At 72.5% G+C, this 15,313-nt stretch carries 12 protein-coding genes and 1 riboswitch; of the genes, 8 read left to right on the top strand and 4 right to left on the bottom strand.

Going from position 1 to position 15,313, the window contains the following annotated elements; genetic code table 11:
* Positions 1-9 precede the first annotated feature (9 nt).
* The 3 genes from argS to ACWED2_RS06230 all read right to left on the bottom strand — a co-directional run bounded on the left by argS (position 10) and on the right by ACWED2_RS06230 (position 5,302).
* Positions 10-1,734 carry an arginine--tRNA ligase gene (argS, locus tag ACWED2_RS06240; protein ID WP_449689370.1) on the bottom strand — a complete coding sequence of 575 codons (1,725 nt, stop codon included), beginning with the start codon at positions 1,732-1,734 and terminating at the stop codon, positions 10-12.
* 71 nt (positions 1,735-1,805) lie between these two features.
* On the bottom strand, positions 1,806-3,092 hold the full coding sequence (locus ACWED2_RS06235) for an MFS transporter (RefSeq protein ID WP_449689369.1): 1,287 nt from the start codon (positions 3,090-3,092) through the stop codon (positions 1,806-1,808).
* Between the two features lie 98 nt (positions 3,093-3,190).
* On the bottom strand, positions 3,191-5,302 hold the full coding sequence (locus ACWED2_RS06230; RefSeq protein ID WP_449689368.1) for a RecQ family ATP-dependent DNA helicase: 2,112 nt from the start codon (positions 5,300-5,302) through the stop codon (positions 3,191-3,193).
* A gap of 197 nt (positions 5,303-5,499) precedes the next feature.
* Here ACWED2_RS06230 and nadD point away from each other — a divergent pair, with 197 nt between their 5' ends.
* The 7 genes from nadD (at position 5,500) to ACWED2_RS06195 (ending at position 12,159) form a co-directional block, all read left to right on the top strand.
* On the top strand, positions 5,500-6,069 hold the full coding sequence (gene nadD / locus ACWED2_RS06225) for a nicotinate-nucleotide adenylyltransferase (protein WP_449689579.1): 570 nt from the start codon (positions 5,500-5,502) through the stop codon (positions 6,067-6,069).
* 60 nt (positions 6,070-6,129) lie between these two features.
* Positions 6,130-6,525, top strand: coding sequence for a ribosome silencing factor (gene rsfS / locus ACWED2_RS06220; RefSeq protein ID WP_003067112.1), 396 nt, complete (start codon positions 6,130-6,132; stop codon positions 6,523-6,525).
* Positions 6,522-7,136 carry a histidine phosphatase family protein gene (locus tag ACWED2_RS06215; RefSeq protein WP_449689367.1) on the top strand — a complete coding sequence of 205 codons (615 nt, stop codon included), beginning with the start codon at positions 6,522-6,524 and terminating at the stop codon, positions 7,134-7,136. Before rsfS ends, ACWED2_RS06215 begins: the two co-directional genes overlap by 4 nt.
* A 3-nt stretch (positions 7,137-7,139) precedes the next feature.
* Positions 7,140-7,868, top strand: coding sequence for a diglucosylglycerate octanoyltransferase (gene octT / locus ACWED2_RS06210; protein WP_449689366.1), 729 nt, complete (start codon positions 7,140-7,142; stop codon positions 7,866-7,868).
* A 4-nt stretch (positions 7,869-7,872) separates the two neighbouring features.
* A complete protein-coding gene (locus ACWED2_RS06205; protein ID WP_449689365.1) occupies positions 7,873-8,724 on the top strand; it encodes a DegV family protein in 852 nt (283 codons plus the stop codon).
* Between the two features lie 110 nt (positions 8,725-8,834).
* The gene (locus ACWED2_RS06200; RefSeq protein WP_449689364.1) at positions 8,835-9,554 is read left to right on the top strand and encodes a helix-hairpin-helix domain-containing protein; all 720 of its coding nucleotides are present in this window, start codon (positions 8,835-8,837) and stop codon (positions 9,552-9,554) included.
* A 232-nt stretch (positions 9,555-9,786) separates the two neighbouring features.
* Positions 9,787-12,159, top strand: coding sequence for a ComEC/Rec2 family competence protein (locus ACWED2_RS06195; RefSeq protein ID WP_449689363.1), 2,373 nt, complete (start codon positions 9,787-9,789; stop codon positions 12,157-12,159).
* 513 nt (positions 12,160-12,672) lie between these two features.
* Here ACWED2_RS06195 and thrC read toward each other — a convergent pair.
* Positions 12,673-13,938 carry a threonine synthase gene (thrC, locus tag ACWED2_RS06190; RefSeq protein ID WP_033261177.1) on the bottom strand — a complete coding sequence of 422 codons (1,266 nt, stop codon included), beginning with the start codon at positions 13,936-13,938 and terminating at the stop codon, positions 12,673-12,675.
* Positions 13,939-13,951: 13 nt separating this feature from the next.
* A riboswitch (SAM riboswitch) is annotated at positions 13,952-14,085 on the bottom strand.
* Between the two features lie 149 nt (positions 14,086-14,234).
* Between thrC and holA the strand changes: the two genes are divergently transcribed.
* Positions 14,235-15,215: a DNA polymerase III subunit delta gene (gene holA / locus ACWED2_RS06185; RefSeq protein ID WP_449689362.1), complete on the top strand. Its 981-nt coding sequence runs from the start codon at positions 14,235-14,237 to the stop codon at positions 15,213-15,215.
* The last annotated feature ends 98 nt before the right edge of the window (positions 15,216-15,313 follow it).

Here is a 15,313-nt window from a genome sequence, read left to right as displayed (position 1 = left end):
GGTCTCCCGCTAGAGCTGGTCGGGTGCTTCGATGCCGAGCAGGGAAAGCCCGAGCGCGAGCGTGTTCGACGTCAGCGTAGTCAACCTCAGCCGTGACGCGCGCAGCTCCGGCGAAGCAGCCTTCAGAACCGGGCATTCCTCGAAGAACCGCGAAAAAGCGACGGCGGTCTCGTAGAGGTACGTACAGAGCTTGTGCGGCGCGTAGGCGCTTGTCGCCGCCCTCAATGCTTCGCCGAACCTGAGCAGCTTCAGCGCCAACGCCCGCTCCGCCGGCGCTTCCAACAGGATCTCCGCCCCGCCGGGCTCGCCGCCCGCCTTGCGGAGGATCGACCGCGTCCGCGCGTGCGCGTACTGGAGGTACACCGAGGTGTTGCCCTCCTTGGCGAGCATCCGGTCCCAGGCGAAGAGGTAGTCGCGCTCGCGGTCACCGGACAGGTCGGCGTACTTGACCGCGCCGATGCCGACCGCCCGGGCGACCTCGGCTTGCCCGGCCGCGTCGAGCTCACTGCGCTCGGCGACGACCGCGGCGGCCTGCGAGACGGCTTCGATGAGCAGGTCGGCGAGCTTGACCGTGTCGCCGGACCTGGTCCGCATGGTCTTGCCGTCGGCGCCCAGCACCGTGCCGAAGCCGATGTGCTCGGCGTGCCCGGTCAGCCAGCCGGCGGCGCGGCAGACGGCGAACACCATCGCGAAGTGCTGCGCCTGCGGGGCTCCGACGACGTAGAGCAGGTCGGTCGCGCCGCGTTCGGCCGTCCAGTACCGGGCGGTGGCCAGGTCGGTCGCCGCGTAGCCGTAGCCGCCGTCGCGTTTCCGGACGATCAGCGGCAGCCGGTCGCCTTCGCGGTTGCGGAACCCTTCGGGGAACACGCAGACCGCGCCGTCGCTGATCTCGGTCAGTCCCGCTTTCCCGAGGTCTTCGACCACGTCGGCGAGGTACGGGTTGTAGAAGCTCTCGCCGTAGATGTCCTTGTCCGTCAACGCCACCCCGAGCAGCGCGTAGACCTCGTTGAAATGCCGTGTCGACTCGGCGATCAGCTCCCGCCAGACGCCGAGCGTCTCTTCGTCGCCGCTTTGCAGCAACACCACCCGCTCGCGCGCACGAGTCGCGAACGCGTCGTCGCTGTCGAACTTCCGGCGCGCTTCGCGGTAGAAGGTGTCGAGATCGGCGATGGCGCTTTGGCCGGCCGAGACGTCGAGCAGGTGCTCGATGAGCATGCCGAACGGCGTGCCCCAGTCGCCGAGGTGGTTGTGCGGCAGCACTTCGTGTCCGGCGAACCGCAGCAGCCGGGCGAGGGCGTCGCCGATGACCGTCGTGCGCAGGTGCCCGACGTGCATCTCCTTGGCGACGTTCGGGCTGCTGTAGTCCAGCGCGATCCGCCGCGGCGCCGGGGTTTCCGGCACCCCGAGGCGCGGGTCGCCGAGTAGCGCGGCGGTCCGGCTTTCGAGCCATTCCTTGCGCAGCAGGAAGTTCAGGAAGCCCGGCCCGGCGACTTCCGGCCGATCGGCGATCCCGTCGAGTTCCAGTGCCCCGGCGATCAGCCCGGCGACCTCACGCGGCGGCCGGCCGAGCTGCTTGCCCAAGCTCATCGCGAGGTTGGCCTGGTAGTCGACGCCTTCGCGCGGCGACGCCTGCACGAGCGCCTGCTCCGGCGCCAGTTCGACGTCCAGCACCCGGCCGGCGGCGGTCACCACGCGGCGCGCCAGCTCCTCGGTGACGTCGGCGGTCTGCTGCACGGTGTCCCTCCTTCGGCTCGGTCAGGGGAAGCCCGCAGCGTAGCGAGCGTGACCGGCCGATGACGAAGGGTTTACCGCAGCTCGCTGCCCTTGGTCTCGGGCAGCGTGAGGATCACCGCGAAGGCGATCGCTGCGCCCACGGCGACGTACCAGAAGTAGAGCGTTTGCGAAACGGTGCCGAACAGGGTGATGAGCAGGGGAGCGGTGCCGCCGAAGATCGCGACGGTCAGGTTGTACCAGGCGCCGATCCCCAGCCCGCGCAGTTCGGTGGGGAACAGCTCGCTCATGATGGCCGGCGCGATCGACGTCATCGCCGTGTACAGCCCGAGCCCGACGCAGAACACCACGAGCAGCCCGCCGACGTTCGGGCCGATCAAAGTGGACAGTGGCACGACGACCACCGCCGTCACCCCGGACCAGACCAGCAGCTGCGGCTTGCGGCCGAGCCGGTCCGCGAGGGCGCCCATCGGGTACTGCAGCGCGATGAACAACGCCGTGCCGACCGAAAGCGCGAGGAAGACGGCGTCGGCGTCGGCGTGCCGGTTCTTCACCGCGAACGACGTCAGCGCGCTGAAGAACGTGTAGTAGCAAAGGGTCGACAGCATGGTGAAGCCGACGAGCCGGCCGACGGCCTTCGGGTGCTGGGTCAGCGTGGTCAGCAGCGGCCGTTCGATCTTGCGCGCCTTGGCCTTCGTCTGCTCGAACAGCTCGGTCTCGGCGAGGCTGCGGCGCAGCCACAGCCCGACCAGGCCGAAGACGCCGCCCAGCAGGAACGGCAGCCGCCAGCCCCACGACGTCAGCTGGGCCTTGTCCAGCGCGCGGGCCAGCACGAAGCCGAGCACGGTCGCGACGAGCACCGCCGAGCCGGTCGAGATGTAGAAGAACGCCGAGTACCGCCCGCGCCGCTCCGGTGGCGCGATCTCGCCCAGGTAGGCCGACGCGTTCGACACCTCACCGCCGAGTGACAGCCCCTGCGCGACCCGGGCGAGCAGCAGCAGGATCGGCGCGAGCCAGCCCACCTGCGCGAACGTCGGCAGCAGCCCGATCGCCACCGACCCGCCCGCCATGAGCAGGATGGTGAGGATCATGGCCGGCTTCCGCCCGCGCGTGTCCGCGAAGCGCCCGAGCAGCACCCCGCCCAGCGGGCGGAAGAAGAACGCCAGCGCGTAGGTGGCGAAGGTGTTGATCAGGGCGAGCGTGTCGTTCCCCGCGGGGAAGAACGCACTGGCGAAGTAGATGCTGAACGTCGCGTAGATCGTCCAGTCGAACCACTCCAGCGCGTTCCCGGCACTGGCGGCGAACAGCTTGCGCACCGGCAGCCGGTGGCGCTGCGAAACCTGGACGGCGGATTCGGTCATGGCGGCCTCCACGTCACCCGAAGGTGGAACGGGACTTTGCCACATTCCTTCGCAGTGCGAAAGATCCCGACTCGCCCGGCTTCGTGTTCTCCCCTCCCTTACGCCGTGCTGGCCAGCGCGAACGGCAGCACCGCGGGCGCCCCGGCCCGCCGCAGCAGCCGCGCGGCCAGCGTCATGGTCCAGCCGGTGTCGATGACGTCGTCCACCAGCAGCACCGGCCCGGACGGCAGCACTCCCGCGAGGTCGGCCGGCATGCTCAGCCGCCGCCACAGGTCGGCCAGCCGCTGCGCGCTGTTCGCCTGACGTGGTGGTGGCCCCTCGGCGTCGAGCGCGCCGAGGAAGTCCAGCCTGCCGATCTCGGCCAGCCGGGTCGCCAGGCTGTACACGAGCTGCGGCCGCGTCTCCGACGGGACGGCGACCACCGCGACCGGCCGTTGCGCCCACTGCCACCCGGCGAGCACCTGGACGCACGCCTTGAACACCGAGTCCGGTACCTCGGCGTCCTTCGCCTGCGGCCCCACCAGTTCCCGCAGCCGGTTGCCCCAGCCGACGTCGGTGAGCCGCCCGAGCACCTGGCCCGGCTCGGCCTGGTCGTCGGCCGAGATCCGCCCGGACACCGGAACGTCCAAAGAGGACATCCCGGTGGGCCATTGCTTCCGCGGCGCGACCTCGACGCCCGGCCGCTGCAGCCGTTCGCGGGTCGCCTCGGCGACGTCGTCGGCCACCGTCGTGTCCCAGTGCTGCCCGGTGCAGTTGTCGCACCGCCCGCACGGCGCCGCCTCGGGGTCGTCGAGCTGGCGGCGCAGGTACTCCATCCGGCAGCCGCCGGTGGCGAGGTAGCCGAGCATCGCCTCCTGTTCGCGGTCGCGCGCCTCCGCGACCCGCCGGTAGCGCCCGCGGTCGTACTGCCACTCCTCGCCCGTGCTGGTCCAGCCGCCCTTGACGCGCCGCACCGCGCCGTCGACGTCCAGCACCTTGAGCACCATTTCGAGCCGGGACCGGGAAAGCTCGACCGACGGCTCCAGCGCGGCCGTCGACAGTGGACGGTCGGCGTAGGAGAGAGTGTTCAGCACCTGTGTCACCCGTAGCTCGTCCGGGAAGGCCAGAGACCCGAAGTACGCCCAGATCGCCTTGTCCTCCTCGCCGGGCAGGAGCACCACCTCGGCGCGCTCCACGCCACGCCCGGCGCGGCCGACCTGCTGGTAGTAGGCGATCGGCGACGACGGCGCGCCGAGGTGCACGACGAACCCGAGGTCCGGCTTGTCGAATCCCATGCCCAGCGCGGACGTCGCGACCAGGGCCTTGACCCGGTTGCCGAGCAGGTCGTCCTCGGCCGCCTGCCGGTCGGCCGGGTCGGTCTTGCCGGTGTAGGCCGCCACCGGGTAGCCGCGGTCCTTCAGCAGCGAAGCGACGTCGTGCGCCGCCGCCACGGTCAGGCAGTAGATGATCCCGGACCCCGGCAGCTCGGCCAGGTGCTCCGCGAGCCAGGCCAGCCGCGCCTGCGAGGTCGGCAGCCGGCACACCGACAGCCGCAGGCTTTCCCGGTCGAGGCTGCCGCGCAGGACCAGCGTGTCGGCCCCGGTGCCGAGGCCCAGCTGCTCGGCGACGTCGGTGACCACGCGGTCGTTCGCGGTCGCCGTCGTCGCCAGCACCGGCACGCCGTCCGGGAGGTCGCCCAGCAGGGTGCGCAGGCGCCGGTAGTCGGGCCGGAAGTCGTGGCCCCAGTCCGAAATGCAGTGCGCCTCGTCGACCACCAGCAGGCCGGTGCTCGCGGTCAGCTTCGGCAGCACGTTGTCGCGGAAGTCCGGGTTGTTCAGCCGTTCGGGGCTGACCAGCAGGACGTCCACCTCGCCGGCCGCGACCGACGCCTGGACCTGGTCCCACTCCTGCGGGTTCGCGGAGTTCATCGTCGCCGCGTGGATCCCGGCGCGCGCCGCCGCCGAGATCTGGTTGCGCATCAGCGCCAGCAGGGGCGAGACGATGACCGTCGGCCCGCTGCCCTGCTCGCGCAGCAACGCCGTGGCCAGGAAGTACACCGCCGACTTGCCCCACCCGGTGCGCTGCACGACCAGCGCGCGGCGCCGCTGCGCGACCAAGGCCTCGATGGCCGTCCATTGGTCTTCGCGCAGCTTCGCCGCATCGCCGGCCAGTGCCCGGAGGAGGGTCTCGGCGCGGTCGCGGAGGGCTGAGGTGGTGCTGGTCGTGTCCACGTCCCCACGTCTACCCCATCACACCGACAGAACGGGAATCGGCGGTGCCGCGAACGGAGGGTTAGTGACGCATACGGGCGGTATTGTGACCTGAATCACAGGCTTTGCCCGGTCGGGCGAGGTGGTGAAGAGCACCAGGCCGCCGGGCGTCCGGCCTTATAGGCTCTCCGGTCATGTCACCACGGCGGATCGGGGTCATGGGCGGCACCTTCGACCCCGTGCACCACGGCCACCTCGTCGCGGCCAGCGAGGTCCAGTCCCGGTTCGGGCTCGACGAAGTGATCTTCGTCCCCACCGGGCAGCCGTGGCAGAAGACGGCCCGCGAGGTGACCAAGGCCGAGGACCGCTACCTGATGACGGTGATCGCGACCGCGTCCAACCCGGTCTTCTCCGTCAGCCGCGTGGACATCGACCGCGGCGGCCCCACCTACACCGTCGACACCCTCCGCGACCTGCACGCCGAGTACCCCGAAGACGAGCTGTTCTTCATCACCGGCGCGGACGCGCTCGAACAGATCCTGACCTGGCACAAGGCCGACGAGCTGTTCGACTTCGCGCACTTCATCGGTGTCACGCGCCCCGGGTACCGGCTCAACTCCCACCACCTGCCCAGCGGCAAGGTGAGCCTCGTCGAGGTGACCGCGATGGCCATTTCGTCCACCGGCTGCCGCGATCGCGTCGGCCGCGGGGAGCCGGTCTGGTACCTCGTTCCCGACGGCGTCGTCCGCTACATCGCCAAAAAGGACCTGTACCGGAAGAGCGACTGAACCACCGTCGGTGCCTGCGGGTACCCTTCTCGGGCGAACCCGATCTGGAAAAGGAGCACCGTGGCAGCCACGTCCGAGGCTCGAGAGCTGGCCGTAGCGGCCGCCCACGCGGCGGCGGACAAGAAGGCCAGCGACGTCGTCGTGCTGGACGTGTCCGAACAGCTCGTCATCACCGACGCCTTCGTCATCGCCTCCGCGTCCAACGAGCGCCTGGTCGGCGCGATCGTCGACAACGTCGAGGAGAAACTGCGGGAGAGCGGCCACAAGCCGGTCCGCCGCGAAGGCGCCCGCGAGGGGCGCTGGGTGCTGCTCGACTACGTCGACGTCGTCGTGCACGTCCAGCACGTCGAAGAGCGCACGTTCTACGGCCTCGAGCGGCTCTGGAAGGACTGCCCGCGCATCGAGGTGGCCGGCCTCGAGGAGCCACCCGCCGACGAGGACCCGGACGTCCCGTGAGCCCGCGGCGGCTGGTGCTCTGGCGCCACGGCGAGACGGACTACAACGCCGCCGGGCGGATGCAGGGTCACCTCGATTCGGCGCTGACCCCGCGCGGCTGGAACCAGGCCCGGTTCGCGGTGCCCGCACTGGCCCGCTTCTCCCCGGACCTCGTCATCGCCTCCGACCTGCGCCGGGCCACCGACACCGCCACCGTGCTCACCGACGCGATCGGCGTCCCGCTGCGGATCGACAAGCGGCTGCGCGAGACGCACCTCGGCGAGTGGCAGGGCCTCACCGGCGAGGAAGTCGACCGGGCCTACCCCGGTGAACGCGACCTTTGGCGCACCGACGCGACCTGGGCCCCGCCGGGCGGCGAGAGCCGCGTCGATGTCGCCGACCGCGCGGGCGACGTCGTCACCGACCTGCAGCAGGCCAACGCCGCGGCGGGCGACACCGTGCTGCTGGCCGCGCACGGCGGGCTGATCATCGCGCTGACCGCGCGGCTGCTGGACCTGCCGGTCGGCATCTGGCCGTCGCTCGGCGGGATCTCGAACTGCCACTGGGTCGAACTGGGCCGTCGCGACGGGAAGTGGCGGCTGCACGCCTACAACGCGGGGATGCACGGCTAGCCGATGGGGCCGCGCCTGCTGGTGTTCGGCGATTCGCTGAGCTTTCACGGTCCCGAAGGACCCTGCGCCGCGGACGAGCCGCGGCTGTGGCCCAATGTGGCGGCCGCCGCCCTCGGTGGCTCCGCCGACCTGGTCGCGGGCATCGGCTGGAACGCCCGGGACGCCTGGTGGTCGCTGACCGGCGACCCGCGCGTCTGGGCCGATCTGCACCACGTCGACGCGGTCGTGTTCGCGATCGGCAGCATGGACACGCTGCCCTCGCCGTTGCCGACCTACCTGCGCACCGGCCTGCGGTACCTGCGGCCCGACCCGGTGCGGCGCGTCGTGCGCAAGGCCTACCTCGCCGCGCAGCCGCGGCTGGCGGTGGCGCTGCGCGGCCGGCCCGCGGTGCTGCCGGCCAAGCTCACCGTGCAGTACCTCGACACCGCCGTGGGCGCGCTGCGGGTCCTGCGGCCGGAGCTGCCGATCTTCGGCTGGCTGCCGTCGGTCCACCGCGCGGCGGCCTACGGCGGCGTGCACACCGCGCGCCCGGCAGCGGCGGCGGCGATGGCGGCGTGGAGCTCCCGCGCGGGAGTTCCGTTGCTGGACCTCGAAGCCGTCGTGGGGGAGCACGTGCTGAGCGGCGCGGGCAACGCCGACGGCATGCACTGGGGCTGGGCGGGACACGCCGCGGTGGGCGAGGCGATGTCCGTGTTGATGGCGCCGGCGCTGGCCCCCGGCCACGTAGGCTGACGGCGTGTCGGTCGCCGTAGTCACGGATTCCACCGCCCACCTGCCGGAGGGGTTCGCCGAACGGCACGCGGTCCGGGTGGTGCCCCTGCACGTCCTGGTCGACGGGGTGGTTTCCCTCGACGGAGTCGAGACCGGACCGGCTGCTGTCGCGGAGGCGATGAAGCAGCGGAAGATCGTCACGACGTCGCGGCCGACACCCACCGAGTTCGTCAAGGAGTACCAGGCGGCGTTCGCCGAAGGGGCGGACGCGGTCGTGTCGGTCCACCTGTCGAGGGAACTGTCGGGCACCTGGGAAGCGGCGGTGCTCGCCGCGCAGGAAGTCGGGCCGGACCGGGTCCGCGTCGTCGACTCGCGGACCACCGCGATGGGGCTCGGGTTCGCCGCGCTGCGTGCCGCGTCGGCCGCCGCCGACGGAGCTTCGGCGGCCGACGTCGAAGCCGCCGCGGTGACGGCGGCCGGCTGCTCGTCGACGTTGTTCGTCGTGGAGACCCTGGAACACCTGCGCCGCGGCGGCCGGATCGGCCCGGCGGCGGCGCTGCTGGGCACGGCGCTGGCGGTGAAGCCGGTGCTGCACATGTCCGACGGCCGGATCCTGCCGCTGGAGAAGGTCCGCACGATGAACCGGGCGATCGCGCGCCTGGTCGAGCTCGCGGCCCAGGCGGCGGCCGAGGACGACGTCGAACTCGCCGTCCACCACCTCGCGTCGCCGGAACGGGCGGTCGAGCTGGCGAACCGGCTCGAGGAAGCGGTGCCGCGCTCGGCGGGCTGCGTGGTTTCCGAGCTGGGTGCGGTGATCGGGGCGCACACGGGTCCCGGGGTGCTGGGGGTCGTCGTCCAGCGGACGGTCCGGAGCTAGCGCCCGTCCCCGGGAACGATCCCGGGAATCCATCCACAACACCCCGGTTGTCCACAGGACGCGACGCCACCCCTGTCGGACGCCTCCCCGCGGGCCCTAACGTCGATCGTGTGTTCGAGCAGTCCGCCCGGGATCCGGGCTCTCCCGTCAACGACCGGCTCTCCTGGCTGGCCGACCAGCTCTCGCCCGATGCGAGCACGGTCGGCCCGGGCGGCCGGTTGGTCCGGCGCTGGCTGCCGGGCGGATCGGCCGGTACGGGCCGCCGCCGGTGGGCGCTGGCCGGTGTCTTCGCGGCGGTCGTGATGATCGTCCTGGGCGCGGTCGCGTTCGTGGGCGGTGCTCCGGCACCCGAGTCACCGCCCGCGCTGCCCAGCGCGCAGCCCAGCGAAAAACGGGCGGCCGAGGCGCGCGCCGCGCCCCCGGCGGGCCTGGTCGTCAGCGTGATCGGGCGCGTCCGCTCACCGGGCCTGGTCACGGTGCCCCAGGGCGCCCGCGTGGCGGACGTCCTGAAAGCGGCGGGCGGCCCCGAACCGGGAGCGGACATCGCGGCCCTGAACCTGGCCCGCAAGGTCGCGGACGGCGAGCAGCTGGCGGTCGGCATCCCGGCCCAGCCGGACCCGGGCTCCCCGGCGGCGGGCGGGAAGCTGAACCTCAACTCGGCAACGGCGGACCAGCTGGACACCCTCCCCGGAGTGGGAGAGGTGATGGCCAAGCGCATCGTCCAGTGGCGCACGGACCACGGCGGCTTCACGAAGGTGGAGCAACTGCGGGACGTCGACGGTATCGGCGAAAGCCGGTTCGAAAAGCTGCGGGAGCAGGTGACGGTCTGATGAGCACCATCCCGGTAATCGACAACAAGCAGGACATGCGGCCGTCGAATTGGGCGCTGCCACCCGGCACTTGCAGTGTCGGCCGGGCCCGTCGTCGGCACCTCGCGAAGGCAGGCTCGATCGCTCGCAGGAGAAGACGGCGGTCGCCGGATGCCTTTCGCGGCTGGGCAAAGCGGCCGGCGGCGGCCGGTTCCGGAGGCGTGGGCGAGTTCTTTCCGGAGGTGGCGGACCGATGAGCACCAACCCCGCACCCGACACCAGGCAGGACATGCGGCTCGTCCCGGCCGCGGCGGCGTGCTGGCTGGCGGCCTTGACCGGCCTGCTCCTCGGCTGGTGGACGGCCCTCGCCACCGGCCTCGCCGCAACGGTCGTGGCCGGTCTCGTGCTGTGGCGCGCCCGTGGCCACCCTCGGGTGCGCGACACGGCGGCAGCCCTGCTGATCCTGGGCCTCCTGGCCGCCGGGCCGATCGCCTGGCGAATCCGCGACGCCCAGCGTGACGAGCTGCGCGCTTCCGCCGCCGAAGGGCTGCCGGCTGCCCTGCAGGTGGTCGTCGCCGAACGCCCGCAGCCCGTACGCAGCGCGGGATACGCCGATCGGCAAGCCGGCGCCCGGTCGGTCGTCCTCGCGGCCGACGTCCGCACGGCATCGGTCGACGGGCGGCCGGTCTCCTCGTCCGGCCGCGTGCTGCTCCTGGCCCCGGTCGAGCAGTGGACGTCGCTGCTGCCAGGCCAAGAGGTGACCGCGACGGGCCTGCTGATGCCGCCACGCGGCGCGGACCTGACCGTGGCCGTGCTGTCGGTGCGCGGCCCGCCGGGGGAGCCCGGCCCGGCGCCGTGGTGGCAGCGGGCGGCGGCCGGGCTGCGCGCCGGCCTCCACGACCTGTGCCAGGTCCTGCCGGACGAACCCGCGGGCCTGCTGCCGGGGCTTGTACTGGGCGACACGAGCGGGTTGTCCCCGCGCGTCGAGCAGGAGTTCGTCTCGGCGGGCCTCGCGCACCTCACCGCGGTCAGCGGCGGCAATCTGGCGGTCGTCTGCGGGGCGGTGCTGCTCCTGTTGCGGCTGCTCCGGCTCGGGCCCCGGCTGTCGGCCGCGGCGGCCGGAGGGTGCCTGGCCGGCTTCCTCGTCCTGGTCGGCCCGGAGCCGAGCGTGCTGCGCGCGGGTGTCATGGCCGCCGTGGCGCTCCTGGCCCTGGCGCTGGGACGCCGTGGCTCGGCGTTGCCGGCGCTGGCGTTCGCGGTGTGCGTGCTGGTGGTGGCGGATCCGGCGATGGCCACGGACTTCGGCTTCGCGCTGTCCGTGTGCGCCACCGGTGGGCTGGTCCTCCTCGCGCCTCGCTGGGCGGACGCCCTGGTTCGCCGCGGGATCCCGCCGGGGTTCGCGGAGGGGCTGGCGATCCCGCTGGCGGCGTTCCTGGTGACGGCGCCGGTGCTCGCGGGCATGGCGGGTTCGGTGAGCCTGGTTTCGGTGCTGACCAACGTCCTCGCCGCGCCCGTGGTGGCCCCGGCGACGGTGCTCGGCGTGCTGGCGACCGTCACCGGCCCGTGGTGGCCGGGTGCCGGGAAGGTCTTGGTGCACCTGGCCGATCCGGAGGCCCGGTGGCTGATCACCGTCGCCCGGCACGGTGCGCGGGCTCCGGGTGCGGTCATCGCCTGGCCAGGTGGCTGGCTGGGTGGTCTGCTGGCCGCGGCCGTCCTCGTCGTGCTGGTGCTCGCGGTCCGGTACCGGCGGGTGCGGGTCCTGATGGCGGTGCTGGTGGCCGGCGCGCTGCTGGTGTTCGTGCCGGTCCGGGTGCTGGCGCCGGCGTGGCCGCCGCGGAGCTGGGCGATGGTCGAATGCGACGTCGGCCAGGGCGACGCGGTCGTATTGGCGACGGCCGAGCCGGGGCGCGCGGTGGTCGTGGACGCCGGACCGGAGCCGGGGCCGGTCGACGAATGCCTGCACCGGCTGGCGGTCGACCGGATCCCGCTGCTGGTGCTGAGCCACCTCCACGCCGACCACATCGGCGGCCTTACCTCGGTCTTCGACGGTCGCGCGGTGGGCGCGATCGCCGTCGGCCCGGGGCGGTCACCGGGCTGGGCGTGGCGGCAGGTCGCCGCCGAGGCCGCCCGCCGGGCGGTGCCGCTGGTGGAGCTGAACCCGGGTGAACGGCTGGACTGGCCAGGCCTGGCCATCGACGTCCTCGGCCCCCGCTACGTCCCGGCCCGCTCGTCCGAACCACAGGACGGCACGACGATCAACAACAGCTCGGTGGTGCTGCGAGCGGAGACCCAGGCGGGCCGCGCCCTGCTGACCGGCGACGTCGAACTCGCGGCTCAGGCAGACCTGCTGGCCGACATCGGAGACCTGAAGGCGGAGGTGTTGAAAGTCCCGCACCACGGCAGCAGATATTCGTTGCCGGCGTTCCTCGCGGCGGTGGCCCCACGGGTGGCGTTGGTCAGCGTGGGCGCGGGCAACACATACGGACACCCCAGTAAATCCACAATAGACACATTGACGGCGCTCGGCGCACGAGTAACCCGCACCGACCTGGACGGCGACACGGCGGTGGTCACCGGAACGGCAATAGCCCGCCGAGGCGAGCCGCGCGCCCCACCCCGCCGCTGAGGCCCGCCCGCGCGGCAACGGCCGCAGCTCACCGGAGGCGGCGCGGTGAGCGCGGCTTCTTCGCTGGACTGTGGTGGCTGCTTGCTGCGGTGTCGTGGTGAGTGAGGTCCTCGTGGGCAGGCTGCGGTGTGCTCGCCGAGGCGAGCTCCGCGCGCCGCCTGGTCGGTAAGGCCCGTCCGCGCGGCGAGGTCCGCGGCCCGCTGGAGGCGGCGCGGTGAGCGCGAACCGTGGCTGGTTGCTGCTGGGCGGTGGTGAGTGGGTCCCTATGGTCGCGCTGCCGCGTATCGACTGGGTCGCGGGCCGGCTTCGCGGTTGAGTCGTGGTCAGCGCGATCCCTGCGCCAGGCCCGGCTTCACCGCCGAACCGTGGTTGCTCGCTGCGGGCGGCTGGTGAGTGCGATCTCCGCGGCCGGGCGGCGTGTCCGCTGAGCGGCGGGCCGTCCGGCCGTTGGCCAGTGGTCAGCGCGATTCGCGAGCGTCCGGGGCGGGCCGGTGTGCCCGCCCCGGACCGCGCTCAGTAGCCGAGGGCCTCGTTCACGGCCGCGGCCGAGGGCGGCAGGGTGGCCTTGGGGCCCACGTGGTTCTCGATCGCGTCGAGGGTCTTGAGGCCGTCGCCGGTGATCAGCAGCACCGTCTCGGCGTCCGGGTCCAGCTTGCCCGTCTCGACCAGCTTCTTCGCCGTGGCGACGGTGACCCCGCCCGCCGTCTCGGTGAAGATGCCTTCGGTGCGGGCCAGCAGGCGGATGCCCTCGACGACCTCTTCGTCGGAGACGTCCTCGATCGCGCCGCCGGTGCGGTTGACGATGTCGAGCACGTACGGGCCGTCGGCCGGGTTGCCGATCGCCAGCGAACGGGCGATCGTGTCCGGCTTCACCGGCTGGACCACGTCGTGGCCTTCGCGGAACGCCGCCGACACCGGCGAGCAGCCGGTGGCCTGCGCGCCGAACACCTTGTACGGGCTGGCTTCCACGAGACCGAGCTGGCCCAGCTCGCGGAAACCCTTGTCCACCTTGGTCAGCTGCGAACCGGAGGCGATCGGCACGACGATCTGCGGCGGGATCCGCCAGCCGAGCTGCTCGGCGACCTCGAAGGCCAGCGTCTTCGAGCCCTCCGAGTAGTACGGCCGGACGTTCACGTTGACGAACGCCCACTTCGGGTGCTCGCCGGCGAGCTCGGTGGCGAGGCGGTTGACGTCGTCGTAGTTGCCGTCGATCGCGAGGAGGTCGCCGTCGTACACCGCGGTGGTGAGGATCTTGGCACGCTCGAGGGTCTTGGGGATCAGCACGACCGACCGCCAGCCGGCGCGGGCCGCCGCGGCGGCCGTCGCGTTGGCCAGGTTGCCGGTCGACGGACACGCGAGCACCTCGAACCCGAACTCGCGGGCCGCCGCCAGCGCGACGGCGACAACGCGGTCCTTGAACGAGTGCGTCGGGTTGCCGGTGTCGTCCTTGACCCACACGCGCTTGAGGCCGAGTTCCTTGGCGAGGCGGTCGGCGCGGACCAGCCGCGTCGCGCCCGGCTCGGTGTTCGGGATCTCCTCGACGTTGGACGGCACGGGAAGGAGCTTCTTGTAGCGCCAGATGTTCTTGGGGCCGGCCTCGATGTCCTCGCGCCGGACGCGGCCGAAGTCGTAGGCGACCTCGAGCGGCGAGAAGTCTTCGGCGGAGACGAACTCCGGAGCGAGCGGCTGCCGGTGGCCCTCTTCCTTCGACACCAGTTCGACGGCGGGACCGAGATCCGGGGTCTTCGTGGTGGAGGTCGTGCCGAGGGTGGCGGTCATCGCGAGGTTCCTTTCCTCATCTGCCCCGCCGAAGCGGGCCGGAATTGGCACCGTGGTCGTCAGCTATCCCGCGATCGCGGGATGACAGGCTGTACGCCGGTTGCCGGGGCTTCGTCGGGCCGTTCCCTCTGCCCCTCTGGATGAGCGGTATTCGGTTGTCGGTGCCGCGCACGCCGGATCGTCCGGGGCGGGCTGCCTCGGCTACACCGTACGACATCGCGCTCGGCCCGTGCCACGGTGGCCGCTCGACATCACCGGAGCGGGGGCATGGCAGCGCAAAGTGAGAGGATTCCCGGGTGACCGCGCAAGCCACCGCCCCGGCCCCGCTGCACCTGGTGCTGGGTGAGGAAGAACTGCTGATCGAGCGGGCCGTCCGCGAGACGCTCGCCGCCGCCCGCGCGACGGACGCGACCGCGGAGCTGACCCGGGTCCGGGTGTCCGATCTCACAGCGCCTGAGCTGGCCGAACTGGTCAGCCCGTCGCTGTTCAGCGAGGGCCGGGTGATCGTCCTCGAGTCGGCGCAGGACATCTCGCAGGAGCTGTCGGACGCCGTGGCGGCGTACCTGAAGGACCCGGCGGACGGGGTCGTCCTGGTTGTCGTGCACACCGGCGGCGGCCGCAGCAAGGCGGGCAAGTCGCTCCCGGCGGTGCTGAAGAAGGCCGGCGCCGAGGTCACCGAGTGCCCGAAACTCACCAAGCCGGCCGAGCGGGAGCAGTTCGTGCGCCACGAGGTGCGCCGGGTGGGTGGCAAGATCGACCCGGCGGGCGTCGCCGCCCTCCTCGACGCCGTGGGCTCCGACCTGCGGGAACTCTCTTCGGCGGCGACGCAGCTGGTCGCGGACACGGGTGGCGCCGTCGACGCGGACGCGGTCCGCCGCTACCACCGCGGCCGCGCCGACGTGACCGGCTTCGCGGTCGCGGAGAAGGCGGTCAGCGGCGACCGCTCGGCGGCGCTGGAGTCGCTGCGCTGGGCGATGCAGCTGGGTGTCCCGCACGTCCTGGTCGCCGACGCGCTGGCCGACGCGGTCCGCACGATCGCCCGGGTCTCCGGCGCCGGCCGGGGCAACCCGAACCAGCTGGCCGGCGAGCTGGGCATGCCGCCGTGGAAGATCCGCAAGGCGCAGGGTCAGTCCCGCGGCTGGAACCCGGACGGCCTGGCGACGGCGATGCGCGTGGTCGCGCGGCTGAACGCCGAGGTCAAGGGCGTGGCGGCGGACCCGGGCTACGCGCTGGAGCGAGCGGTCCTCGAGGTGGCGGCGGCCAAGGGCGACCGCTGATCGCCGGGCTACATGCTGGAGCGAGCGGTCCTCGGGGTGGCAGCCGCCAAGGGCGACCGCTCACCGCCCGGGCTACGCGCTGGAGCGCGCGGTCCTCG

This window comes from Amycolatopsis sp. NPDC005003 (genome assembly GCF_053600695.1).
This window is presented reverse-complemented; position numbering and strand designations above follow the sequence as displayed.